Annotated in this window: 20 protein-coding genes and 3 pseudogenes; 14 read left to right on the top strand and 9 right to left on the bottom strand. The window is 67.6% G+C overall.

All coding sequences use genetic code 11. The features are described 5' to 3' along the window. Positions 1–148: 148 nt before the first annotated feature. A pseudogene (locus DIE13_RS33290) lies at positions 149–336 on the top strand (GlxA family transcriptional regulator); the annotation flags it as partial. A 36-nt stretch (positions 337–372) separates the two neighbouring features. On the opposite strand, the gene DIE13_RS04815 reads toward DIE13_RS33290, so the two are convergent. Further along, positions 373–864 carry a 2,4'-dihydroxyacetophenone dioxygenase family protein gene (locus tag DIE13_RS04815; protein WP_124826073.1) on the bottom strand — a complete coding sequence of 164 codons (492 nt, stop codon included), beginning with the start codon at positions 862–864 and terminating at the stop codon, positions 373–375. 169 nt (positions 865–1,033) lie between these two features. Here DIE13_RS04815 and DIE13_RS04810 point away from each other — a divergent pair, with 169 nt between their 5' ends. From DIE13_RS04810 to DIE13_RS04800, 3 genes are read left to right on the top strand one after another with little or no spacing between them, the layout of a single operon-like run. After that, positions 1,034–1,543 carry a MarR family winged helix-turn-helix transcriptional regulator gene (locus tag DIE13_RS04810; RefSeq protein ID WP_124826072.1) on the top strand — a complete coding sequence of 170 codons (510 nt, stop codon included), beginning with the start codon at positions 1,034–1,036 and terminating at the stop codon, positions 1,541–1,543. Beyond that, positions 1,540–1,872 (top strand): hypothetical protein, encoded by a 333-nt coding sequence (locus tag DIE13_RS04805; protein ID WP_124826071.1) that lies wholly within the window; start codon positions 1,540–1,542, stop codon positions 1,870–1,872. The genes DIE13_RS04810 and DIE13_RS04805 overlap by 4 nt, the downstream gene beginning before the upstream one ends. Then, entirely contained in the window at positions 1,869–3,107 is a 1,239-nt protein-coding gene (locus DIE13_RS04800) for an MFS transporter (RefSeq protein WP_124826070.1), read from the top strand. The genes DIE13_RS04805 and DIE13_RS04800 overlap by 4 nt, the downstream gene beginning before the upstream one ends. A gap of 23 nt (positions 3,108–3,130) precedes the next feature. Here the strand turns inward: DIE13_RS04800 and DIE13_RS04795 are convergent, their stop codons facing one another. Next, complete coding sequence (locus tag DIE13_RS04795) at positions 3,131–4,096, bottom strand: LysR family transcriptional regulator (protein WP_175750570.1); 966 nt, start codon at positions 4,094–4,096, stop codon at positions 3,131–3,133. 105 nt (positions 4,097–4,201) lie between these two features. On the opposite strand from DIE13_RS04795, the gene DIE13_RS04790 reads away from it, so the two are divergent. Further along, a complete protein-coding gene (locus DIE13_RS04790; RefSeq protein WP_124826068.1) occupies positions 4,202–5,560 on the top strand; it encodes an aspartate aminotransferase family protein in 1,359 nt (452 codons plus the stop codon). Between the two features lie 50 nt (positions 5,561–5,610). Continuing rightward, complete coding sequence (locus DIE13_RS04785; RefSeq protein WP_124826067.1) at positions 5,611–7,128, top strand: CoA-acylating methylmalonate-semialdehyde dehydrogenase; 1,518 nt, start codon at positions 5,611–5,613, stop codon at positions 7,126–7,128. 136 nt (positions 7,129–7,264) lie between these two features. Here DIE13_RS04785 and DIE13_RS04780 read toward each other — a convergent pair whose 3' ends face one another. Further along, positions 7,265–7,639, bottom strand: coding sequence for a hypothetical protein (locus DIE13_RS04780; RefSeq protein WP_124826066.1), 375 nt, complete (start codon positions 7,637–7,639; stop codon positions 7,265–7,267). A gap of 344 nt (positions 7,640–7,983) precedes the next feature. On the opposite strand from DIE13_RS04780, the pseudogene DIE13_RS33285 reads away from it, so the two are divergent. After that, positions 7,984–8,253, top strand: a pseudogene (locus DIE13_RS33285) (nuclear transport factor 2 family protein); the annotation flags it as partial. A 28-nt stretch (positions 8,254–8,281) separates the two neighbouring features. Here DIE13_RS33285 and DIE13_RS33800 read toward each other — a convergent pair. Next, positions 8,282–9,219: pseudogene (locus tag DIE13_RS33800) on the bottom strand (helix-turn-helix domain-containing protein). 219 nt (positions 9,220–9,438) lie between these two features. On the opposite strand from DIE13_RS33800, the gene DIE13_RS04765 reads away from it, so the two are divergent. Next, the gene (locus DIE13_RS04765) at positions 9,439–10,746 is read left to right on the top strand and encodes a cytochrome P450 (RefSeq protein ID WP_233409989.1); all 1,308 of its coding nucleotides are present in this window, start codon (positions 9,439–9,441) and stop codon (positions 10,744–10,746) included. A 150-nt stretch (positions 10,747–10,896) separates the two neighbouring features. After that, on the top strand, positions 10,897–11,202 hold the full coding sequence (locus DIE13_RS04760; RefSeq protein ID WP_124826297.1) for a panthothenate synthetase: 306 nt from the start codon (positions 10,897–10,899) through the stop codon (positions 11,200–11,202). 266 nt (positions 11,203–11,468) lie between these two features. On the opposite strand, the gene DIE13_RS04755 is transcribed toward DIE13_RS04760, so the two are convergent. Further along, positions 11,469–12,269, bottom strand: coding sequence for a helix-turn-helix transcriptional regulator (locus DIE13_RS04755; protein WP_124826064.1), 801 nt, complete (start codon positions 12,267–12,269; stop codon positions 11,469–11,471). A 132-nt stretch (positions 12,270–12,401) separates the two neighbouring features. Here DIE13_RS04755 and DIE13_RS04750 point away from each other — a divergent pair, with 132 nt between their 5' ends. Continuing rightward, on the top strand, positions 12,402–13,808 hold the full coding sequence (locus DIE13_RS04750; protein WP_124826063.1) for an APC family permease: 1,407 nt from the start codon (positions 12,402–12,404) through the stop codon (positions 13,806–13,808). Between the two features lie 72 nt (positions 13,809–13,880). Further along, positions 13,881–14,990, top strand: coding sequence for a P1 family peptidase (locus DIE13_RS04745; protein ID WP_124826062.1), 1,110 nt, complete (start codon positions 13,881–13,883; stop codon positions 14,988–14,990). Between the two features lie 135 nt (positions 14,991–15,125). On the opposite strand, the gene DIE13_RS04740 is transcribed toward DIE13_RS04745, so the two are convergent. Beyond that, a complete protein-coding gene (locus DIE13_RS04740) occupies positions 15,126–15,338 on the bottom strand; it encodes a hypothetical protein (protein WP_124826061.1) in 213 nt (70 codons plus the stop codon). Positions 15,339–15,485: 147 nt separating this feature from the next. Beyond that, entirely contained in the window at positions 15,486–17,669 is a 2,184-nt protein-coding gene (locus DIE13_RS04735; RefSeq protein ID WP_124826060.1) for an FUSC family protein, read from the bottom strand. 469 nt (positions 17,670–18,138) lie between these two features. Between DIE13_RS04735 and DIE13_RS04730 the strand changes: the two genes are divergently transcribed. Beyond that, entirely contained in the window at positions 18,139–19,086 is a 948-nt protein-coding gene (locus tag DIE13_RS04730; RefSeq protein ID WP_124826059.1) for a LysR family transcriptional regulator, read from the top strand. A 114-nt stretch (positions 19,087–19,200) separates the two neighbouring features. On the opposite strand, the gene DIE13_RS04725 is transcribed toward DIE13_RS04730, so the two are convergent. Further along, positions 19,201–19,503, bottom strand: a complete 303-nt coding sequence (locus DIE13_RS04725) for a DUF4148 domain-containing protein (RefSeq protein ID WP_124826058.1) — start codon at positions 19,501–19,503, stop codon at positions 19,201–19,203. Between the two features lie 215 nt (positions 19,504–19,718). Next, positions 19,719–20,861, bottom strand: coding sequence for a porin (locus DIE13_RS04720; RefSeq protein ID WP_124826057.1), 1,143 nt, complete (start codon positions 20,859–20,861; stop codon positions 19,719–19,721). 308 nt (positions 20,862–21,169) lie between these two features. Here DIE13_RS04720 and DIE13_RS04715 point away from each other — a divergent pair, with 308 nt between their 5' ends. Together DIE13_RS04715 and codA are read left to right on the top strand one after the other, a co-directional pair. Then, the gene (locus tag DIE13_RS04715; RefSeq protein WP_124826056.1) at positions 21,170–21,634 is read left to right on the top strand and encodes a VOC family protein; all 465 of its coding nucleotides are present in this window, start codon (positions 21,170–21,172) and stop codon (positions 21,632–21,634) included. Between the two features lie 72 nt (positions 21,635–21,706). Beyond that, a complete protein-coding gene (gene codA, locus DIE13_RS04710) occupies positions 21,707–22,948 on the top strand; it encodes a cytosine deaminase (protein WP_124826055.1) in 1,242 nt (413 codons plus the stop codon). Position 22,949 lies beyond the last annotated feature (1 nt).

Here is a 22,949-nt window from a genome sequence, read left to right as displayed (position 1 = left end):
ATCGTAGAGATTACTGTTGCGGGGAGGGCATGGCAAGCGGGTCGGAACGTGCCGGGGACGGGACGAAACGCGGTGACGGTGGCGCATCGCGGCAGCGGCGGCGGCTCGCGGCTCGCATGCCATCGACGCCATTGGAATCGACGGCGCTACGCTGGAAACGGGGCAGTCGCCGGCGAAGGCGAAGGCGAAGGCGATCGAGCGGCTGACGATCGAGCGGAGCCGGCATCCGTTCGACGTGATCGCGAAGGAGGCCGGCTGTTGCGCGACGCGTTCATGCGAGGCTTCGGCGTGCTGCCGCGGGCGATTCGGCGCAGGGACGAGCGCGAGATGGCCTGAAGGGCCCGAACGGGCCGGTCCCGGTTGCGCGGTTGTTCAGCGCGTGACGAACGGCGCCGCGTCGTTCGGCGCCGTGCGCGCATGCTTGCGCTGGCGCAGCAGCGCGACCCGGCAATTCTCGCGCGCGGTTTCACGGCCATCGTCGTCGAGCAGCACCAGATCGCCGCGCATCACATTGAGCGTGATCACGTCTTCGCCGGGCGCGCCGAGCGTTTCCGGCGTGTGAACCGATCCGGCCGGTTCGAGCACCGTCGAGCCGGCCTGCGCGATCCAGTCGTACTCGAGGTAGCGCCACGCCCCCTGCAACGTATGGACGAACACCTCGCCGTCGTGACGATGGCGCGGCAGCCTGCCGCCGGCGGGCATCTTCAGCAGCGCGGTCAGCGTGTCTTCTGCCGCATTGATATGCAGATACTTGATCGCGAGCCCCGGCAGGTCCTCGCTCATCGGCAGCCACGGCAACGCGTCGCCGGGCAGGCACGAAATCGGCGGCAGGTCGGTGGAGAGCGGGGCGGACGGCTGCGTCATGGTGGAAGGCGGTGCGGGAACGGGAAGCCCGCATTATCGCAGAGCCCGATCGGGCCGAAGAGCGGGGCCGGATCGAGTGCAGCGCCGATGAATCAGTCACGCGTCACCCTTGAGGCTATATATACAGTTTAACTGTACAGTTTTCCTGTGGATATGCTATCTTGGGTTCATGAACACACCATCCTTGCCCCCCGACGCGCTGCATCTGGCCGGACTCGCCGGCGAACTCCGCATCTCCGTCAGCAAGCTGATGCGGCGGATGCGCGAGCAGACCCACCCGAACGATCTGACGTCGTCGCAGAAATCGGTCCTGCTGCGTCTCGATCGCGACGGCGCGGCGACCGTTTCCGCGCTTGCGCGCGCCGAAAGCGTGCGGCCGCAGTCGATGCGCATGACGGTGGCGACGCTGGAGTCGATGGGGGCGGTCAGCGGCGCGCCCGATCCGAACGACGGCCGGCAGACGCTGATCGCTCTCACGCCCGCGTTCCGCAAGCGGCTGCAGGCCAACCGCGCAGCCAAGGACGACTGGCTGTTCCGCGCGCTGCATGCGCAGTTGTCGACACGCGAGCAGGCCGAGCTTGCGGCGGCCGTGCAACTGCTGCAGCGGCTTGCGGAATTCCACGACGGCGCGCCCGCGCACTCGATCGACGTGCCTGGCGGGAGGAACGCCGGAACATGAACATCCTGCATCTCGTGTGCTGCTTTTTCGGCGGCGCCTTTCTGGCGAATGCAGTCCCGCATCTCGTCAGCGGTCTGCGCGGCGAGCCGTTCCAGACGCCGTTCGCGAAGCCGCCCGGCCGCGGCCTGTCGTCGTCCACCGTGAACGTCGTGTGGGGCGTCGTCAATCTTGCGATCGGTTATGCGCTGCTTTGCCGGATCGGCCGCCGTTTCGACCTGATGCGTACCGCCGACGCGGCCGCATTCGGCCTCGGCGTGCTCGCGCTCGGCCTGTATCTCGCGCGGCACTTCGGCGCGCTGCACGGCGGCAACGCCCAGGAGCGGCCATGAGCGCGCCGGCCGCGGGCGTGTTCCGCTCGCTGCGCAGCTTCAACTACCGGGTCTGGGCGGCCGGCGCGCTGGTGTCCAACGTCGGCACGTGGATCCAGCGCACCGCGCAGGACTGGCTCGTGCTCACGCAGCTCACGCACCACGACGCGTCGGCGGTCGGCATCGTGATGTCGCTGCAGTTCGGCCCGCAGCTCCTGCTGCTGCCATGGACGGGCTACGCGGCCGACCGCTTCAACCAGCGCCGGCTCCTGATGACGACGCAGGCGCTGATGGGCGGCCTCGCGCTTGCGCTGGGGCTGCTGACGGTCACGGGCGTCGTGCAGCTGTGGCACGTCTATCTGTTCGCGTTCCTGTTCGGCTGCGCGTCGGCGTTCGATGCGCCGGTGCGGCAAACCTTCGTCGTGGAACTGGTCGGCGACCGCGAACTCGCGAACGCCGTCGCGCTCAATTCGACGTCGTTCAACGCGGCGCGGATGATCGGGCCCGCGGCAGCCGGCTTCGTCATCGCGTCGGTCGGCACCGGCTGGGCGTTCCTGATCAACGGTGTCAGTTTCGTCGCGGTGCTCGCGTCGCTGTCGCTGCTGCGCGCGGACCAGCTGCGCGAGAACGCGCGTGCCGGCCATGCGAGGGGGAGCCTGCTCGACGGGTTCCGCTACGTGTGGCAGCGTCCGGACCTGAAAGCGACGCTCGCGATGCTGTTCCTGATCGGCACGTTCGGGCTGAATTTCCCGCTGTTCATCTCGACGATGGCGGCCGGCGTATTTCACGTCGACGCGCGCGGCTTCGGGATCCTGTCGTCGATGATGGCGGTCGGCACGATCTCGGGCGCGCTGCTCGCGGCGCGCCGCGAACGCCCGCTGTTCCGGCATCTTTGGATCGGCGCGACGGTGTTCGGCGTCGGCTGCACGCTCGGCGCGATCGCACCGAGCTACTGGCTGTTCGCGGCAGCGCTCGTGCTGACCGGGATCGCCGCGATGACCTTCACCACGTCGACCAATGCGCTGATGCAGCTGTCGACCGAGCCGGCGATGCGCGGACGCGTGATGGCGCTGCGCCTCGCGGTCGCGTTCGGCGGCACGCCGATCGGCGCACCGGTCGCGGGCTGGGTCGCGAACCATCTGGGTCCGCGCTGGGCGCTCGGCGTCGGCGCGGCGTCCGGGTTCTCGGCGGGGCTCGTCGCCGTCTATTTCCTGATGCGGATGGGGCGACGCGCGCAGGCCGGCGGCGGCGCCTGAGCGGGCCGGCAGCCCGGCACCGGTTACGCGTTGCCGTCGCGGCCGGCCTGCTGCGCCGCCGCATGCGCGGCCTCGAGGCACGACTGGAACAGCAGCGCCGCCCGTGACGGCCGCGGCGAGCGCCGCAGCAGGCTCACGAACCGGCACCGGTAGTTGAACCGGTGCGGCGCGATCGCCTGCATCAACCCCTTGTTTTCGAAGCTTTCCGCGTAATGGTCGGGCAGGAAGCCCAGGTAGCGGCCGGACAGGATCAGCGTCGCGATCGATTCCTGGTCCGATGCCGTCGCGCTGCGCGTGAGCTTCGCGCGGTGGCTCAGTTCCATGTTCGGCGAGTGGAAGCCGAGTCCGGCGAACGCATGGTTGCGGATCGTCGTCCACGTGAGCTTGCCGTGCGGCGCGTCGTACAGCGGATGCTGGCGGCCGCAGTACAGCAGCATCCGCTCGTCGAACAATTCCGAATACACGAGGCTGCCCGAGCTGCGGTGCGCGGGAATGATCCCGACCTGATAGCTGCCGTCGATGATCCCGCGCTCGACTTCGTTGATCGACGCGACATGCAGGTTCAGGGCGACGTCGGGCGCTTCGTCGGCGAACTGGCGGATCGCGTCGCCGAGCCGCGCATTCGCGTTGGTGGCCGTCTTGTCGAATACGGCGATGTGGAGTTCTCCGCCCATCTTGTCGTGAATGCCGTCGATCCGGCTGCGAAATGCTTCCATCGACGCGAGCAGCCGCAACGTCTCCTCGTACACGGTCTGGCCTTCGGCCGTCAGCGTGAAGCCCGCGCGGCCGCGCCGGCACAGCACGAGGCCGAGGCGCGTTTCGAGATCCTTCACGTGCCGGCTGATCGTCGAGATGCCGATATTCAGCTCGAGTTCGGCCGCCGCCATCCCGCCGCACTGCACGACGCCCTTGAAGACCCGCAGCAGCCGCAGGTCCATGTCGCTGAGCTGCCCGAGCAGCGCGCGACTCTTCGGTTTCTTTGCTTGCATGATTGCGCAAGTGAACATTGATATTGCGATATTCAAAAGACTAATTGGCGTCCCGACAATGCGCAACATCAACACAAGGAGGAGGGGCGCGCCGCGCCGACCGACATGACCGACACGACCATCGCCAACCAGCACGAAGAGACGAATCTCCGCACCGACGCCGCCTGGCTCGACGCCCACTGGATGCCGTTCACGGCGAACCGCCAGTTCAAGTCGGACCCGCGCATGATCGTGTCGGCCAAGGACGCGTATTACACGGACGGCGAAGGCCGCAAGATCTTCGACGGCCTGTCGGGCCTGTGGTGCACGGGCCTCGGTCACGGCCGCACCGAAATCACGGAAGCCGTGAGCCGCCAGGTCGCGCAGCTCGACTACGCGCCTGCATTCCAGTTCGGCCATCCGAAGTCGTTCGAGCTGGCGAACAAGATCAAGGGCCTGACGCCGGCCGGCCTCGACTACGTGTTCTTCACGGGTTCGGGCTCGGAAGCGGCCGACACGTCGCTGAAGATGGCCCGTGCGTACTGGCGCGCGAAGGGCAAGGGCACGAAAACGCGCCTGATCGGCCGCGAGAAGGGCTATCACGGCGTGAACTTCGGCGGCATCTCGGTCGGCGGGATCGGCGCGAACCGCAAGCTGTTCGGCCAGGGGCTCGACGCCGATTTCCTGCCGCACACGCAACTCGCCGAGAACAGGTTCTCGCGCGGGATGCCCGAGAACGGCGCCGATCTGGCCGATCGCCTGCTCGACCTGATCACGCTGCACGACGCATCGAACATCGCGGCCGTGATCGTCGAGCCGTTCTCCGGCTCGGCGGGCGTGGTCATTCCGCCGAAGGGCTATCTGAAGCGCCTGCGCGATATCTGTACCGCGCACGACATCCTGCTGATTTTCGACGAAGTCATCACGGGTTTCGGCCGTGCCGGCGCGATGACGGGCGCCGACGCGTTCGGCGTGGTGCCGGACATCATGAACTTCGCGAAGCAGGTGACGAATGGCGTGCAGCCGCTCGGCGGCGTGATCGCGACGAAGGAAATCTACGACACGTTCATGGCCGCGGGCGGCCCCGAGTACATGCTCGAGTTTCCGCACGGCTACACGTACTCGGCGCACCCGGTTGCGTGTGCGGCCGGCGTCGCGGCGCTCGACCTGCTCGTGAAGGAAGACGCGGTGAACCGCGTGCGCGATCTCGCGCCGCATTTCGAGGCGGCCGTGCACGGACTGAAGGGCCAGCGCCATATCGCGGACATCCGCAACTACGGGCTGGCCGCCGGCCTGACGATCGCGGCGCTACCGGGCGAGCCGGCACGGCGCCCGTACGAAATCGCGATGCGCTGCTGGGCGAAAGGCTTCTACGTGCGCTACGGCGGCGACACGATCCAGCTCGCGCCGCCGTTCATCGCCGAGAAGCGTGAGATCGACAATCTCGTGAACGCGCTGTCCGACGCGCTGAACGAAGTGGACTGAGCCGCGGCCCGCCCCCAAGCGATAACCGAATTCACGAAAGAGCCAGAAACATGAAACACGACAGCAATGTGACTTCCACCGTCGGCCACCTGATCGACGGCAAGCGCGTCGACGGCGGCAGCCGCGTCCAGCCGGTGTTCGACCCGGCCACCGGCGAATCGGACAAGAGCGTCGCGCTCGCCGACAAGCTGACCGTCGAAGCCGCGATCGCGTCCGCGCAGGCCGCGTTCCCCGCGTGGCGCAACACGCCGCCGCTGAAGCGCGCACGCGTGATGAGCCGCTTCAAGACGCTGCTCGAGGAGAATGCGGAAGAGCTGTGCGCGCTGATCACCGCCGAGCACGGCAAGGTGCTCGCCGACGCGATGGGCGAACTGCAGCGCGGGATCGAGAACGTCGAATACGCGACCTACGTGCCCGAGCTGCTGAAGGGCGAGCACAGCAAGAACGTCGGCCCTGCGATCGATTCATGGAGCGAGTTCCAGGCGCTCGGCGTCGTCTCCGGCATCACGCCGTTCAACTTCCCGGTAATGGTGCCGCTGTGGATGTGGCCGATGGCCGTCGCGTGCGGCAACACGTTCGTGCTGAAGCCGTCCGAGCGCACGCCGTCGTCGACGCTGCGCATGGCCGAGCTCGCGCTCGAAGCCGGCTTGCCGCCGGGCGTGCTGAACGTCGTGAACGGCGACAAGGAAGCCGTCGACACGATCCTGACCGACCCGCGCGTGAAGGCGGTGAGCTTCGTCGGCTCGACGCCGATCGCCGAATACATCTATTCGACCGGCTGCGCGCACGGCAAGCGCGTGCAGGCGCTCGGCGGCGCGAAGAACTTCGCGGTCGTGATGCCCGACGCCGACATCGGCAACGCAGTAAACGCGCTGATGGGCGCTGCGTACGGTTCGTGCGGCGAGCGTTGCATGGCGATCCCGCTGGTCGTGGCGATCGGCGACGAAACGGGCGACAACGTCGTCGCCGGGCTGAAGGCCGAGATCGAGAAGATGAAGGTCGGTCCGGGCAACGGCGCGGGCGTCGACATGGGGCCGCTCGTCACGCAGCAGCATTTCGAGAAGGTGACGGGCTTCGTCGAGGCGGGCGTGGAAGCGGGCGCGACGCTCGTCGTCGACGGCCGCAGCGTGAAGGTCGACGGCCACGACGGCGGCTACTACCTCGGCCCGTGCCTGTTCGACAACGTGAAGCCCGGCATGCCGATCTATCAGCACGAGATCTTCGGGCCGGTGCTGGGCGTGATCCGCCTGAAGTCGCTCGACGAGGCGATGGCGCTGATCGACGCGCACGAATACGGCAACGGCACGTGCCTGTTCACGCGCGACGGCGAAGCGGCGCGCTACTTCAGCGACAACATCCAGATCGGCATGGTCGGCATCAACGTGCCGCTGCCGGTGCCGGTCGCGTATCACTCGTTCGGCGGCTGGAAGCGCTCGCTGTTCGGCGATCTGCACGCGTACGGGCCGGACGCGGTGCGTTTCTACACGAAGCGCAAGACGATCACGCAGCGCTGGCCGTCGGCCGGCGTGCGCGAAGGCACGGTGTTCAGCTTCCCGTCGAACCGCTGATATTGCCGGCGCGCGCCGCGGCTGCGCGCGTCGTCCGCCAGCGTGAGGACGCACCGGCCCGCCCCGGTCTTCGATCGGGGCGGGCCTTTTTACGTGTGCGGCGGTTACGCCGTTGCGGAAGGCGGGGAAAGAACGCTTACGGCGCGACTACGTGCCACATGTTCTTGAAGTTGTCGCCGTTGCGGTCGCCCTGTTTCATGTCCTTCGAGAAGAAGTACAGCGGCTTGCCCTTGTATGCCCATTGCGGGCTGCCGTCTTCGCGCTTGACGATCGAGTAGGGCCCGACCGGAACGTCGGTCGCGCTGGCCTTGTATGGCGGCCAGAAGGTTTCGCACTGGCCCGAACATGCGCTGGTGCCGGCGTTGGGCTTGTCCTTGTCGAACGAATAGACGGTCATTCCGTTCGCGGCGACGAGTGCGCCGTCTTCGACCTTGGTGATCGAGCCTTGAGCCGAAGCCGAAACGGATGCGAGGGCGAGCAGGGCGGAACTGAAGAGCAGCGCGGCTTTCATGGGTACCTCCTGGTAGTCCGGTGGGCGGCGCCGTCGCGGGCATGGCCGGGCGTGCCCGCGACGGTGGGGAATGGTGCCGGAACGCTGCGCCGTGGCCGCCGGTGCGAGCGACCTGGCGTCGAATGGCGGCAAAGCGGGCGCGCTTCTTTCACCATAGGCGGTTTTTGGCGGGGCTGCGAGAAGAACCGGGGGCGTATCCGCGCCGCGTATGTCTGACGCAACGACGCGACCTCCGCAGCCGGGGGACGGCATCCGACGTCCGTCCCGGGCCCGGTGCGAATCGCGTGAAGCACGCACCGCGGGGTCAGTGTCGTGCGCGATTGGTCAGTGCGACACCTGCGATCACGAGCGCGCTCGACAACCGGATCGACCGCGACGCGTATCTCGCGCGCTGCTGGCCGAACAGCGCAATGCTCGCCGGTTTCGAGTGTGTCGACGTTGCCGTGCACGGCGAATACGTGTTCGTCGTGTACGAAGCCGAAACGAGCACCGGCAGGCGGTTCCGCAACGCCGAGCGGCTGCGCGTGCGCGACGGCCGGATCGTCGCGGCCGAAGTGTATTTCGGCTGGTACGTGCCGCACCCGGCGCCCGATGGAGGGTTCGTCGAATCGGGGAGGCTGATGCGGGGCGGGCAGCCGCCCGTCACACCCAGAGCCGGTACATCCAGAACGATTCGTCTTCGGCGAAGCGTCGTACGAACTCGGTCGGCGAGAAGCCCGTGATGCGCCGCGTTGCGCGGCTCAGGTGCGCCTGGTCGGCGAACCCTTCGTCCAGCGCGAGCGTGGCCCAGTCGACCGGCTGCCCGGCGTCCTGCTTTTCCCGCGCAGCGAAGAACACGCCTTCGGTGCGCACCAGCGTCTGCCAGTCGCGCAACGAGCGCCCGCTGTACGACTTGATGCGCCGTTCGACCTGACGCGGGCTGTGGGTGTGGCGCCATTCGCGCGCTTTGGATGCGAGACGCTCGACCCAGCTGCGCCCCGCATCGCGCAGCGACGACAGCGGCGACACGCTGCCGCGCAGCGCGTGCCAGCGGGGGCAAGGTAGCGGTCGAGCGCGGCCAGCGCGTCGTCGTCGTGTTCGGCATTGCCCAACGCGTCGAGCAGTGGCCGCCAGCTGTCGTCCAGGCACGCGCGCGCATCGACGAAGGTGTCGTGAAGCGCCGGCAGCGCGATGCCGAACAGCGCACGTGCCGCATCGGCATGCAGACAGACGATGCCGCCTTGCCCGTCCGTCGGCGCCCAGCTTGCGATCGGCATCGACTGGCTGCCCGACAGCGTCGCCGATGTACCGAACGGGCGCCACACTGGGCCGTCGTCGGTACGCCGGACGAGCCCCGCGTCGAAACCGCGATACCACGACAGGCAGACGATCGGCGACGCGGGGAAATGCGTGAGCCGTTGCGCATCGGTCAACGTGAAGCCGCGCGTGTCGCGGCTGATGGTCGCGACGACCGCCCCTTGCAGCGCGGCCGACGGCGGATACAGCCGCGTGTGCGGCGACCGGCCGGTGCACGACACGCGCGGCGCGCGCGCGAGCGGATCGGGACACGGCGGCAATGTCGGGGACGGACCGGAGGGCATGACGCCGGAGTATAGGCACCGGCGCCACGCGTGTCGATGTCGTTTGCGTTCAAGACCGCGCGTGTGTCGATCCGGACAATCCGGCGCATGAACCCACGATCCTCTTCCCGATGCCCGTTCGCTGCGGGCGCCGCCGGCGCGTCGCCCGCACTTCACCCGCCCGGCGTTTGGCCGCCGGGGCCGCATGCCGGCCTGACGGGGTGGCGGCTGTTACGCGCGATGTCGCGCGACCTGACCGGTGCGCTCGCGGGCTGGCAGCGTGCGCATGGCGATGTCGTGCACCTGCGCATGTGGCCCGAACATGCGGTGGTCGTGACCGATCCCGCGCTCGTGCGTGAGCTGCTCGTCACGCATCACGATGCGCTCGTGCGCTGGGAGCGCGGCATCCGCGTGTTTTCCCAGGTGCACGGACACAGCGTGCTGGTCGCCGAGGGTGATGCATGGCGCGACAAGCGGCATGCGCTGCAGCCGAATTTCATGCCGAAACCGGTGCAGGCCTTCGTGCCGGCGATCGCCGCGACCGTCGGTCAGGCGCTCGCGCGGTGGCCCGCGCACGACGCGCACTGGCCGATCGAAAGCGCGCTGACGTCGCTGGCGATGGACGTGATCATGCGCACGATGTTTTCGGACGCGCTCGGCGCGGATGCGCGCGTTGCCGAGGACGCCGTGCGCACGGTGGGCGCGGCGGCGAACGCCGAGTTCTATCAGCCGGCCAGCGTGCCGGACTGGGCGCCGTGGAAGCGCGGCAAGGCGAGGGCGCTGGCGGTGCTGAACGGATTGATCGACCGGCAGTTGCGGGTCCGTCTCGATCTGCCGGCGCAAGACTGGCCCGACGATCTGCTGTCGCGTCTGCTGCGCCTGCACCGTGCCGATACGCACGCATGGCCGCAGCAGGCCGTGCACGACGAGTGCATGACGGCATTTCTGGCGGGCCACGAGACGGCCGCCGCCACGCTGACCTGGTGGGCCTGGAACATGGCCGCGCATCCGGTCGCGCAAGCAGCCGCGCGCGACGAGGTCGTGCGCGCGCTCGGCGATCGCCCGCCGACCGCCGACACGCGCCCGGCGTTGCGCTATCTGACGCAGACGCTCGAGGAAACGATGCGCCTGTATCCGGCCGCGCCGATCCTGATCAGCCGTCGGGCTGTGCGGCCGGTCGCGCTGGGCGCGTGGCAGTTTCCTGCGCGCACGCTGTTCATGCTGCCGATTCGGCTGATGCATCACGATGCGCGCTGGTTTCCCGAGCCGCACGCATTCCGGCCCGAGCGCTTCGCCGACGATGCGCCGGCGATTCCGCGCGGCGCTTACATGCCGTTCGGGACGGGGCCGCGCGTGTGCCTCGGGCAGCATCTGGCGATGACGGAAATGACGGTGGTGGCTGCGATGATCCTGCAGCGGCACGTGCTGGCGATGCCGTCCGGCACGCCGCCGCCGAGACCGGTGCTGAATGTGACGCTGCGGCCGGAGCAGCCGTTGCATCTGACGATCGCGCCGACTGGGCCGACGGCCGTTATGGTCTCCGCATGACGGGGCATGAGCGGTCGAATCGACCCGACCGGCATCGAATCGCCGGAGTGCGAATGCGTGCCGGCAACGGCTTTCGGCGTCACTGGCGCGGCATCGCCCAGCACCTATGCTTGAAGGGCCCAGGCCGGGCGGAGCCGAAGGAGGATGATCATGCGCATGCTTCTCAACATACGAATCCCTCACGAGCCGTTCAACACGCTAGTGCGCGACGGCAGCGTCGGCGACGTGATTTCACGAATACTCGAAGCGGTCAAGCCGGAGGCCGTGTATTTTACGGAGCAGAGCGGCGGGCGAGGCGCGGTCGTGATCGTCAATCTGGATGACCCGTCGCAGGTACCGGCGCTCGCGGAGCCGTGGTTCCTGATGTTGAATGCCGACTGCGAGTTCCGTGTGGTGATGCTGCCGGACGATCTCCGGAACGCCGGGCTCGCGCAACTCGGCGCGAAGTGGAAGTAGCAGGAAGCTGCGCATGACCATGCCGCCAGGCAGGCGACCAGCACCACGGGCGGCACGAGCACGATCGACGCGGCGCTGACGGCACACAGAAGCAGCCAGCCAAGTCCGACGAGCGGAATGAGCGATATGAATCGGGATTCCTGTTTCGGGGCAGTGTCGTTGTCGACGGAACATTCGTGACCGCTTCACCGGATGACCACGGCTCGATGCGATTCACGGATGGTGCCCGATTCCGCGCCCGTTGCCATTCGTCCTGGTCGATGTGCTCATCCGGCCGCATCTTCCCCCAGGGCCTGAATGAACCGCGAAAACAGCTCCGGTTGCGACGAGATCCCGAGCTTCGCGTAAAGGTGCCGGCGATGCACCTTCACCGTTTCCGGTGAAATCGCGAGCCGCTCCGCGATCGCCTTCGACGAATTGCCGCGCAGCACCATGCGCGCGATCGACATCTCTCGATCGGTCAGCACACCGGCGCCGAAGCGCGCGAGCGCCTGCTCGACGCGCGCGCCGAGGTCGGCGTCGGGCGTTGCGCGCGCGGCGTCACCCACCAGCCGCCAGTGTTGCCGGATGACCGCGAGCACCCACGGCATCGCGGCCGTCAGTTTGCCGAGCGGCTCGACGTCGAAGCGCGTGCCCGCGCCGAGCGACAGCGACAGCAGCATGTCCGGGCCCGGTCGCAGCAGGATCTGGATCTCGTCGTCACCGACCGCGTCGCGGAAATAGCTCAGGAAATATTCGCTCTGCCGGAACAGGTCGGGCGCGACTTCCTCGAGCCGGTAGCAGCCGTCGGCGAGCCCGTCGTGCGCGGCCTGCAGGAACGGATCGAGCAGATATAACCCATTGAGGTAAAGCGGGACCGGCGACGCGCTGTCGGTGCCGCCCGCGTCGTATTCATCGAGCACGAGCGGCACGCCGTCGCGGCCGATCGCGGTCGCGAGCGCGTTGTCGAACGGCACCATTTCGTTGAGCAGCAGCACCAGGAAACGCCAGAAGCGCGGCTGGCCGAGATGATCGATTGCGCGGCCAAGCGCCTGGTGCATCGCGATTTCGGAGAAGAGTCGATCCATACCACCACCGGAGGGCGTAACACGAAGGGGGAATAGCGGTCCTGAATTTGGCTTCCTAGACTGCCACGCAATCAATCGGGCCCGAGTATGGGCGTTCAAAAAAAGGCAGGATAGGAGCTACAGGAGAACGAAATGGCGATGATGTCGGAATCGACGGGCACGCTGCAAGCGACGCCTGCAACGGAAGACGCGCCGCGCGCGTTATCGCAGACGCTCAGCGTGCGCGACGCGGTGATGATCACCGTGTCGGGCGTGACGCCTGCCAGCTCGATCTTCGTGATCGCGCCGTTCGCGATCCAGCAGGCCGGCAGCGGCGCGGTGCTGTCGTTCGTGCTCGGCGGCGTGCTCGCGCTGGCGTTCGCGCTCTGCTATGCGGAACTGAGCGCAGCACACCGCAGCGCGGGCGGCGAGTACGTGATGGCCAAGCGCGTGTTCGGCACGCTGCCCGGCTACCTGACCTTCATCACGGTGCTGTCCGTCAGCGTATTCATTCCGGCCGTGCTCGCGAGCGGCGCCGCGCCGTACCTGAACAACGCGCTCGGTACGCACTTCGGCAACCAGTCGGTCGCATTGACGATCGTGCTGCTCAGCTACGTGCTCGGGATGCTGAACATCAAGACGAACGCTTGGATCACCGGCGCGTTCCTCGTCGTCGAGATCGGCGTGCTGATGCTGATCGCGGGGCTCGGCTTCGGCTCCCCGCATCGCGGCGCGGACGTGCTGGTCGCGCCGGTGGTCGTGAGCGGCAATGCGCTGGTGCCTGCCACGCTCGCGGCGATCGTGCCGGCGATCGGCACGGCGATCTTCTGCTACAACGGCTTCGGCTCCGCCGCGTATCTCGCGGAGGACCTGCGCGGCGGCAACCGCAATGTCGCGAAGGCGGTGATCTATTCGCTGCTGGTGATCCTTGTCGTCGAGCTGGTGCCGCTCACGGCGATCGTGCTCGGCGCGCCGTCGCTCACGGAGCTGACGAAGAGCGCAGATCCGATCGGCTACGTCGTGCGTTCGCTGAGCAATCCGGTGGTGTCGCGCATCGTCAGCGGCGGGATCTTCCTGTCGGTGTTCAACGCGATCATCGCGATCGTGATCACGATGGGGCGCCTGCTCTACAGCAGCGGCCGCCACGCGCTCTGGTCGCGCACCTGCAACCGTGCGTTCTCGACGATCCATCCGCGCTTCGAATCGCCGTGGCTCGCGACGCTCGCACTGGCGGTGCCGTCGGCGGGGCTGGTGTTCGTGTCGAGCCTCGACGAGCTGACCGCGTTCACGGTCGACCTGCTGCTGCTGATCTACCTCGTCGTCGGGCTGGCCGCGCTGGCGAGCCGGTACGTGCGCCGCGACGTCGAACATCACTACCGGATGCCGCTGTGGCCCGTGACGCCGCTCGTCGCGGTGGCGGGCGCCGCGTACACGCTCTACACGACGCTGGCGACGGCGACGAAGTCGACCGACCTGCTCATCATCGGCGGCCTGCTGGTGGCCGCGCTCGTGATGTACGGCGTCTGGGCGCGCCACAGCGATGCGTTCCGCTCGCTCTGAACGCCGCGTCGAAACCTTGCCGTACCGAAACTTCCAAACATCGACCCATTGAAAGACAGGAGGAACTGCATCATGCGCACGAGGGATCTCGGCATCCGCATCGGACTCGGCACGCCGGGCCGCTTCAACGCGATCACGGACGTACCGGGCGTGCGGGTCGGACATTGCACGCTGCAAGTCGAGAACGGCGACGCGTCGATCCGCACCGGCGTCACTGTCATCGAGCCGCGCTCGGGCGCCGTGTACGACTCACCGTGCTTCGCGGGCGTCCATGTGCTGAACGGCAACGGCGATGCGACCGGGCTCGAATGGATCCGCGAGGCCGGCCTGTTGACGACGCCGATCGCCTATACGAACACGCACAGCGTCGGCGCGGTGCGCGATGCGCTGGTCGCGAACGAGCGCGCAGCGGCGGCCGGCCGCGTGTACTGGTGCATGCCGGTCGTGATGGAAACCTACGACGGTCTGCTCAACGACATCTGGGGGCAGCACGTGAGCGCCGCGCACGTGCTGCGTGCGCTGGCCGCTGCGCAGTCCGGGCCGGTCGCCGAAGGCGGCGTGGGCGGCGGCACCGGCATGATCTGCCACGAGTTCAAGGGCGGCATCGGCACCGCGTCGCGCGTGACCGGGGCCGACGCGGGCGGCTGGACCGTCGGCGCGCTCGTGCAGGCGAACTACGGCGTGCGCGAGATGCTGCGCGTGGCCGGCTATCCGGTCGGCGAAGTGCTGCGTCACGTGCATTCGCCGTTTCGTGCAGCCGACGCGCAGGGCGAAGCCGGGATGGGGTCGATCGTCGTCACGATCGCGACCGACGCGCCGCTGCTGCCGCATCAGTGCACGCGCCTCGCGCAGCGCGCGAGCGTCGGGCTGGCGCGCGTGGGCGGTGGCACCGAGGATTCGAGCGGCGACATCTTCCTTGCGTTCGCAACGGGCAACGACGGGCTGCCGGCCGCGAACTACGGCAGCAAGGGTGCGCCGACGACCGATGTGCGGATGGTGAACAACGATCATATCTCCGCGCTGTTCGTCGCGGCGGCGGAAGCGGTGGAAGAGGCGATCGTGAATGCGCTGGTGGCGGGCGGCGACGTCGAGTCGCGTGGTGCGCGGGTCGAAGGGCTGGGGCAGGCGCGCTTGCTGGATGCGTTGCGCGAAGTGGGCTGGCGGCCGGGGCGCGGCGCCTGAAACGGCATGCGCCGCTTCAATCGAAGCGGCGTGGCGGGCAGTCGTGTTGCGGGAGCGGCGATCGGCCGGCTCGCCGTGCGTTCGCGCATGCGCTGCGCGAGCGGCGGGCCTGGCCGTGACGACGCGGCGTCATGCTCAGCTGCCGAAGTAGACGTTGCAGAAGCTGACCGGGCCGACGCATGCGTTCGGGTCTTCCTGCTTCGATTGCGCACGATCGACGCGGCCTGCGGCCTGGACGGATTCGGCGCGGTTCGCCTGCTGTTGCGCGAGCTCGGCCGGCGCAGGCTGTGCGTGTGCGACAGCGGCGGTGAGCGAAAGGGCAACGAGGGCGAGGTGCAGCGGCTTCATTTGGGTTTCTCCTGGGTGATTGCCAGTCTCGCTGGCAGTGAGGAAACTATAGGCTCGCACTGCTTGAAGATTAATCACCGCGGGTGCAGAGCTTATTTCCAGACGGAACAAGGATGACGTTGCGCATGCATCGACCGACACCGACGCTCAGCGACGGTGTCGGTTGAACGGCGCGTCCTTGTCCAGCAGCGCACTGCGGATGAAGTGCAGGCAGCCGACGATGCGCTGCATGCGACGACGCGCTTCGGGCACCGCATACCACGCATGCAGCGTGTGCTGTGCCGCGCGGATCGCCAGGTTCACCGATTTCAACGTGCGTGCGTGGTGGCTCGGCGTCGGATCGTCGAAGAAGCGCGGCAGCGCGTGCAGCACCGCGTCGATCGATGCGGTCCAGTGCAGCGTCTGCGGCGGTTTCGCGTCGCAGAACGCATGCAGTTCGTCGCGCAGGTCGATCACCGCGTGACCCACTTCGAGCGTCGCCAGCATCCAGCGCAGCGCGTCGCGATGCTGGCGCGTGCGTTGCACGAGCAGCGTGCGAAGCTGTGCCATCAGGTCGTGCGTGCTCGACTGGAAGCGCGGCGCGAGGCCGTCCCGCACGCCTTCGCACGCGAGCGTGACCTGGCGGCGCAGGTCGTGCGCGATGCGGCCCGTGAGCCACGGCATGCGGGTCGGAAAAACGACGGCGAACACGATCGAGCACGCGAACATCGCGACGACCACCGCCAGACCGTTGTTGATCAGCACCTCGGGTGTATATGCGATGGCATTGTCGGGGCCCGCGAGCAGACAGAAGAACACCGCGAAGCCGATCCCGTAGCCGGACAGGCCCGGTCGCATCGCGAGAAACGCACCGAGGCCGAGCACGGGCGCGAGCGCCGCGCACAGCAGCGGAAAGCCGTCGATGTTCGGATACACGTAGCAGAGGAACACGTAGCCGACGGCGGTCGCGAACGCCGCGCCGACACCCATTTGCGCGACGAACTTCGGTGCACGCGGCGACATCGAGCTCAGCGCGCACGCGATGGCGGTGGCGATTACGGCGAGCGAGCCGCTCGGCCATTCGGACGCGATCCAGAACGCGCTCATCGCGCCGACGGCGACGAGCGTGCGCAGGAACGCGAAGCCGACGAAGAACGCATTGGTCTTCACCGCGTAGTGCGTGACCGAGCGTTCGAGCGCGTGATTGTCCTGATCGAGCGACGCATAGGTGTCGGCATAGCCGAGGTATTCGCCGATGAAGCGATACATCAGCTCGATCGCCGTATCGAAGTCGAGCACGCCGCCGGCCGCGTGTGCTTCGATCTCGCGGCGCGTCGCGCGCGCCGCCTTCGGCAACGCATCGTGAAAGCGGCGTAGTTCGAGCAGCGCACCGGTCGTCGAGGCGATGCCGCGCTGTCGTTCGTCGCGCAATGCGGCGATCCGTTGCGCGAGCGCGTCGATATGCGGGGCGAGCGCGTCGAGCACGGCGTCCGACCGGTTCGCGCGCAGGCGTTTGATGAGCTGGTGCAACGCATGCAGCCGCGTGCACGCGTTCATGAATTCGCTGTTCAGCCGCGCGAGCCGGCGGCTGCGCGCGCGAATGTGAGGATCCTCGAACGATGCGAATGCGCGATTGGCTTCGAAGCCGACGATCTCGTCGACGAAATCGGCAAAGCGCCGTTCGAAGTCGCCACGTGCAAGTTCGCCCGACAGCGCGCCGGCCGCGAACGCAGGGAATTTCACGTGACGGGCGGTCAGCGTGCGCATCAGCGTCTTCGCGGAGCTGAGCGGCAGGATCAGCGCGCTGACCGCGCCGGAGCATGCGATGCCCAGCGCGACTTCCCCGGCGCGCGTGAGCGCCGACTGGAACAGCGTCTGCGGCGTCATCACCGCGGGCAGGCCGATCAGCGCGGCCGTGTAGCCGGCGAGCACGAACCCGTACCAGCGAAAGTGACGGTTGCGCACCGCGAGCGCGATGCAGGCGCCGATCCACAGCGTGATGCCGGCCATGTACAGCTCCGGCTGTTGTGCGAACAGGCCGCCGAGTGCGAGTGCGGCGACGAGGCCCGCCGCCGTGCCGAGCATGCGGTAGAAGCTCTTCGCGAACACCATCCCCGACAGCGGCTGCATCAGCACGAACACGGTCGTCATCGCCGTACGCGGCTGCGACATCTCGAGCCGCATCGCAATGCCCATCGCCAGCAGCGCGGCGAGCACGGTTTTCGCGAGGTGCAACCAGACGAGACCGTCGCTCGCGGCCCAGTCGCGCGCGGCGTCGCCGAGCGGATCCAGCCATCTCCTCCATCGTGCCGGTTCGATGGAAGGTCGCTCGATCGCAGGTTGTTGCTTCATGTAAGGCCTGTTCACGCTGATAACGGGCTTGCGCTGGCCACCGGAAGGGCCGAGCGCAAGGATTGCGACGAAGCGAATACTCGACGTATTCGCGAGGAGCATGACGCGGCGATCGGCCCTTCCGGTGGCCAGCCCCACGAATGAATTTTCCAAACAGGGGAACGTGCCTTGCCGGCCATATTGCGGCGTCGCGCGTCGCTTGTCTGACTCGGCCAAACGGCGCTCCTTGCTCCTTGCACTACGACCGGCAAGGCACGTTCGCAAGCCCGTTATCGGCGTGAACAGGCCCTATTGGGGCGCGTGCCGCGGCGCGTCCGAACGGGTCCGTTCGACTGTTGAGGCGCCGATTGTAGGAGTGCGGCGCGCAGGCATTAACGCAGCTACGGGGAAACGATAGTTGCAGGCCACGTAACAATCTGTCTTGCCCGGTGGAGGAAAATAGCGGCTCCGCTACAGGTTGCTCACAGGAATGGATACGCTACAAAACATGCGGGTGTTCACGCGCGTCGTCGAGACGGGCAGTTTCACCGCGGCAGCGCAATCGCTGAATTCGACGACGGGCGCGATGTCGCGTGCGGTCTCGGAGCTCGAGGCGCGCCTGCGCACCCGTCTGATGAACCGCTCGACGCGCCGTCTCGCGCTGACGTCGGCCGGCGAAAGCTATCTGCGGCGCTGCCGCCAGATCCTCGCCGACGTCGATCGCGCGGAAGAAGAAGCGAGCTGCGCGCACGAACGGCCTGCCGGCGTGCTGCGCATGCACAGCTTCGCGAGCGTCGGCCATCACTACGTGATGCCCGCGCTCACGCGTTATCACACGCAGTTTCCGGACGTGTCGATCGAGCTGTCGCTGTCGCAGCGCATGCCCGACCTGTTCGACGGGACGAGCGACATGGCGGTCGTGACCGCGTCGTCGCTGCCCGATTCGGAACTCGTGTCGCACCTGCTCGGTTCGACCTTCAGCATCCTGTGCGCGTCGCCCGAGTACGTGAAGCGGCACGGCGCGCCGGCACGTCCGCAGGATCTCGGCGCGCATGCGTGCCTGACGCTCTGCACGCCGGCCTTTCCGACGCACGAATGGGTGCTCGAAGGGGCCGACGGCGTCGAGCAGATCCACGTCACGGGGCCGGTGCAGACCAACACCGCCGAATCGCTTGCACTCGCGATCCGCGACGGCATCGGGATCGGCATGCTGCCGCTGTATTCGGCCATCGACGCGTTGCACGACGGCACGCTCGTGCGCGTGCTGACCGGGCACATCCTGCAGAAGATGAACGTGTATGCGCTGTATCCGTCGCGCCGTTTCGTCGACGCGAAGGTGCGCACGTGGGTCGAGATGCTGCGCGCACAGGTGCCGGGCATGATCGCGCGCGACGTCGACATGCTCAACGCGATCGGCCGCGAACCGCAGGCCGCCTGAGCGCGAGTCGGCCGGACGTTGAAGGCTTCGTCCGGCCCGTTCGCTTCATCCCGGTTCGCTACGCGCGCCGCCCGCGGCAGACCATCGGTGCGGGCGGCGCGCGCCGTCATCTCGTTACAGCGTGGGCTTCACCGCCGCGCCGGATTCCGTTGCCGGCGCACCGGCCGGGCCGTATGCGGCTTGCGCGGCTTCGCGTTGCGCGACGCGCTTCGCATTCAGGCGCGCCTGGGCGGCGAGGATGTCTTCCGGATAGTTGCCCACTTCACCGCGCGCCGGGTTGTAGCCGACCGACTCGAGATCGACCAGTTCCTGCAGCACCTGCGCACGCGTGACGTGCGACTGGGCCGACTGGGCGAACGACAGGGCCGGTGCAGCGAGCAGCACGACAGCGGCGGCGGTAACGACGAGCGATTTCACGATGTTCTCCTGTAGACGGGTGTGTGGCCGGTTCGGCGATCGAGGTTCGATCCGAACCGTCGACGTCAGTCTATGCAGCGCGCGCGATCGCAAAAACCCCGATTCCAGGCAGGCATCTTTCCAGATGGCACAACATTGGCGTGTGCCGCCCGCGTCGAACGAACCCGCTGGGTGCGACGGATTCGTTGCCGGCGGGCAACGCTTGCCGATACCGATCAGAACCGCGTGCGCATGCCGATCGTGCCGACGATCTGGTTCGCGGTGCTCGATGCGCCGCCCGACGTGTTGATGAACGCCTGGTAGCCGCGGCCCGAGGCGTGCTGGTACATCGCTTCCGCGTACACGTCGGTGCGGCGCGACAGCTTGTACACGGCCTGCAGGTCGACCTGGTGCCACTTCGGATCGGTGCCGTGCCTGCTGTCCGGGTTCGATACGGAGGCGTCCGTGTACACGTATGCCGCACCGAGGCTGACGGCCGGCGTGAGCGCATAGCGCACGTTCACGTCGAAGTTGTTGAACGCGACCTGGCCGGTCGAGCCGAACGAACCCGAGTTGTCGTACTGCGAGCGCGTATAGACGAAGCCGACCGTCGCCGGGCCGAACACGTAGCCGATGCCGCCGCCATACGCACGCATGCGATCCGCGCCGACCGACCAGCCGCCCTGGCTCACGCTTTTCGCTTCGGCCACATCGGTCGCGCCGGCGCTCGCGCTCGTCGAGCCCTTCGTGCCGTTCATCTGCAGGTAAGCGCCGGCCAGCTTCAACGGGCCGTTCGTGTAGCTCGCCGCGACGCTGTACGCGCGGTTGCCGGCGAAGTTCGTCGAATTCGAGAAGCCGTACAGCGCGCCGACCTTGAAGCCCGCGATCGTGTCGCTCGTGTACTTGACCGCGTTGTTGATGCGCACCGAATGGTTCAGGTTGTCGTTGTCGAACGGATGGGCGAAGCCCGTGTCGCCGAAGTCGCCGGCCGTGGCGGACAGCGGCCCGACGAAGTCGACCAGCGTGTCGTACTGGCGGCCGAGCGTCAGCGTGCCGTAGCCGTTGCCGCTCAGGCCGACGTACGCGAAGCGGCCGAACAGCTTGCCGTCCTGGCCGAGCCCGCCATTGTTCGCGTTGAAGCCGTTCTCCAGCACGAACAGCGCTTTCACGCCGCCGCCGAGATCTTCGGTTCCGCGCAGGCCGAAGCGGCTGCCGTTGATCGTGCCCGTGGCCATGCGCCACTGGGCCGCGCCGCCGGCGTTGTTGGTGTACGCGATGCCGGCATCGATCAGGCCGTACAGCGTGACCGAGCTCTGCGCATGGGCGAGCGGGGCGAACAGCACGACGGTGCATGCGACGGTGGCGGTGGTTTTTTTCATTTAAGGACTCCTGCGTGTGGGACTATCGATCAAGTTCGGCGCAAGTGTAGGGGCGCGTTCGACCGATTTCGGCGGCGGGTGTGCGAGGGCACCGTTGCGAGTCGCGCAAGAGTGCGTCACACGGCGTTCACAAACCGGCGTGAGCCCGGCGGGTCATGGGTTTTCCATGACGATGAGGCATGTGGCGCGCGGCGGCCGCGCCCCCCGTGTCGCGCATCGACAACACGGGCGTCTCCGGGGCGGGAGTTGATCGCCGCGGCGGGTGCGTGGAGAATGAGCAATCCGACGACAGGATCCGGAGACACCCCATGACCACGCCTCGCCGTCCGTCCTTCAGCGCCGCGCTGTGCTATCGCGACCCGAAAGCCGCGCTCGCGTGGCTCGAGCGCGCATTCGGCTTCCAGCGCTTGATCGTCGTCACCACGCCGGAAGGCGACATCGCCCACGCCGAAATGAAATTCGGCGACGGTGTCGTTATGGTCGGCGGTTCGTGGGCCGATTTCATCGCGTCGCCGGAAGATACCGGCGACCGGAACACGCAGAGCGTTCGCGTGCATCTTCCCGACGACGCGGACATCGACGCGCATTGCGAACGCGCGCGTGCCGCCGGTGCGGAGATCCTGCAGGCGCCGGCCGACCAGTTCTACGGCGAGCGTGTGTATCGCGCCCGCGACCCGGGCCGGCACGTATGGACGTTCGGCAAGCACGTGCGCGATGTGTCGAACGAGGAGATGAGCGCGGCGACCGGCCTCAAGATCGAGGATTTCAGATAACGGCCGGGCGCCTTGCCCGAACCGGTTTCCCCACCACGCGGCCCGCCGGGGCCGCATGACGCCTGGACCCACATGAACCTGTTCAATACACGCCTGCGCGACCGCGACGGACTGTTCACGATCGGCATCGACGCCGGCAAGATCGCGCGGATCGACGCGCAAACCGCGCCGGTCACGCCCGTCGGCGCCGACGATGTCGATGCGGGCGGGCGCCTCGCGATTCCGCCGCTCGTCGAGCCGCATATCCATCTCGATGCCGTGCTCACGGCCGGCGAGCCGGCCTGGAACATGAGCGGCACGCTGTTCGAGGGGATCGAGCGCTGGGCCGAACGCAAGGCGACGATCACGCACGAAGATACGAAGACGCGTGCGCACACGGCGATCGGCATGCTGCGCGATCACGGCATCCAGCACGTGCGTACGCACGTCGATGTCACCGATCCGACGCTGGCCGCGCTGAAGGCGATGCTCGAAGTGAAGGACGAGGCGCGCGGGCTGGTCGATCTGCAGATCGTCGCGTTTCCGCAAGAAGGCATCGAATCGTTCGACGACGGGCGCGCGCTGATGGCGCAGGCGATCGAACTTGGCGCGGATGTCGTCGGCGGGATTCCGCATTTCGAGAACACCCGCGAGCAGGGCGTCAGTTCGATCCGCTTCCTGATGGATCTGGCCGAGCGCACCGGTTGCCTCGTCGACGTGCACTGCGATGAGACCGACGATCCGCATTCACGCTTTCTCGAAGTGCTCGCGGAAGAAGCGCGCGTACGCGGGATGGGCGCGCGCGTGACGGCGAGCCACACGACCGCGATGGGTTCGTACGACAACGCGTATTGCTCGAAGCTGTTCCGGTTGCTCAAGCGCGCGGGGCTCAACTTCATCTCGTGCCCGACCGAGAGCATCCACCTGCAGGGGCGTTTCGACACGTTTCCGAAGCGGCGCGGCGTCACGCGCGTCGCGGAGCTCGACCGCGCGGGCCTGAACGTGTGCTTCGGGCAGGATTCGATCAAGGATCCGTGGTATCCGCTCGGCAACGGCAACATCCTGCGGGTGCTCGATGCGGGGCTCCATATCTGCCACATGATGGGCTACCAGGACTTGCAGCGCTGCCTCGACTTCGTGACCGATCACAGCGCGACGGCGATGCATCTCGGCGACGGTTACGGGATCGCGGTCGGGCGTCCGGCAAACCTCGTCGTGCTCGACGCGGGCAGCGATTACGAAGCGGTGCGCCGGCAGGCGAAGGCCACGCTCTCGGTACGGCACGGGAAGGTAATCATGCGACGCGAGCCGGAGCGGGTGACTTATTCAGAGTGAC

The sequence above is a fragment of the Burkholderia sp. Bp9016 genome (assembly GCF_003857765.1).
GTDB lineage: Bacteria > Pseudomonadota > Gammaproteobacteria > Burkholderiales > Burkholderiaceae > Burkholderia.
This window is presented reverse-complemented; position numbering and strand designations above follow the sequence as displayed.

What these genes read in the sequence shown, in the direction of transcription:
- DIE13_RS04720 (WP_124826057.1), bottom strand. Translation starts at nt 20,861, where the DNA reads ATGAAAAAAACCACCGCCACCGTCGCATGCACCGTCGTGCTGTTCGCC.
- DIE13_RS04755 (WP_124826064.1), bottom strand. Translation starts at nt 12,269, where the DNA reads ATGGATCGACTCTTCTCCGAAATCGCGATGCACCAGGCGCTTGGCCGC.
- DIE13_RS04785 (WP_124826067.1), top strand. Translation starts at nt 5,611, where the DNA reads ATGAAACACGACAGCAATGTGACTTCCACCGTCGGCCACCTGATCGAC.
- DIE13_RS04810 (WP_124826072.1), top strand. Translation starts at nt 1,034, where the DNA reads ATGAACACACCATCCTTGCCCCCCGACGCGCTGCATCTGGCCGGACTC.
- DIE13_RS04745 (WP_124826062.1), top strand. Translation starts at nt 13,881, where the DNA reads ATGCGCACGAGGGATCTCGGCATCCGCATCGGACTCGGCACGCCGGGC.
- DIE13_RS04740 (WP_124826061.1), bottom strand. Translation starts at nt 15,338, where the DNA reads ATGAAGCCGCTGCACCTCGCCCTCGTTGCCCTTTCGCTCACCGCCGCT.
- DIE13_RS04790 (WP_124826068.1), top strand. Translation starts at nt 4,202, where the DNA reads ATGACCGACACGACCATCGCCAACCAGCACGAAGAGACGAATCTCCGC.
- codA (WP_124826055.1), top strand. Translation starts at nt 21,707, where the DNA reads ATGAACCTGTTCAATACACGCCTGCGCGACCGCGACGGACTGTTCACG.
- DIE13_RS04795 (WP_175750570.1), bottom strand. Translation starts at nt 4,096, where the DNA reads ATGCAAGCAAAGAAACCGAAGAGTCGCGCGCTGCTCGGGCAGCTCAGC.
- DIE13_RS04735 (WP_124826060.1), bottom strand. Translation starts at nt 17,669, where the DNA reads ATGAAGCAACAACCTGCGATCGAGCGACCTTCCATCGAACCGGCACGA.
- DIE13_RS04815 (WP_124826073.1), bottom strand. Translation starts at nt 864, where the DNA reads ATGACGCAGCCGTCCGCCCCGCTCTCCACCGACCTGCCGCCGATTTCG.
- DIE13_RS04715 (WP_124826056.1), top strand. Translation starts at nt 21,170, where the DNA reads ATGACCACGCCTCGCCGTCCGTCCTTCAGCGCCGCGCTGTGCTATCGC.
- DIE13_RS04730 (WP_124826059.1), top strand. Translation starts at nt 18,139, where the DNA reads ATGGATACGCTACAAAACATGCGGGTGTTCACGCGCGTCGTCGAGACG.
- DIE13_RS04805 (WP_124826071.1), top strand. Translation starts at nt 1,540, where the DNA reads ATGAACATCCTGCATCTCGTGTGCTGCTTTTTCGGCGGCGCCTTTCTG.
- DIE13_RS04780 (WP_124826066.1), bottom strand. Translation starts at nt 7,639, where the DNA reads ATGAAAGCCGCGCTGCTCTTCAGTTCCGCCCTGCTCGCCCTCGCATCC.
- DIE13_RS04765 (WP_233409989.1), top strand. Translation starts at nt 9,439, where the DNA reads ATGTCGCGCGACCTGACCGGTGCGCTCGCGGGCTGGCAGCGTGCGCAT.
- DIE13_RS04800 (WP_124826070.1), top strand. Translation starts at nt 1,869, where the DNA reads ATGAGCGCGCCGGCCGCGGGCGTGTTCCGCTCGCTGCGCAGCTTCAAC.
- DIE13_RS04750 (WP_124826063.1), top strand. Translation starts at nt 12,402, where the DNA reads ATGGCGATGATGTCGGAATCGACGGGCACGCTGCAAGCGACGCCTGCA.
- DIE13_RS04760 (WP_124826297.1), top strand. Translation starts at nt 10,897, where the DNA reads ATGCGCATGCTTCTCAACATACGAATCCCTCACGAGCCGTTCAACACG.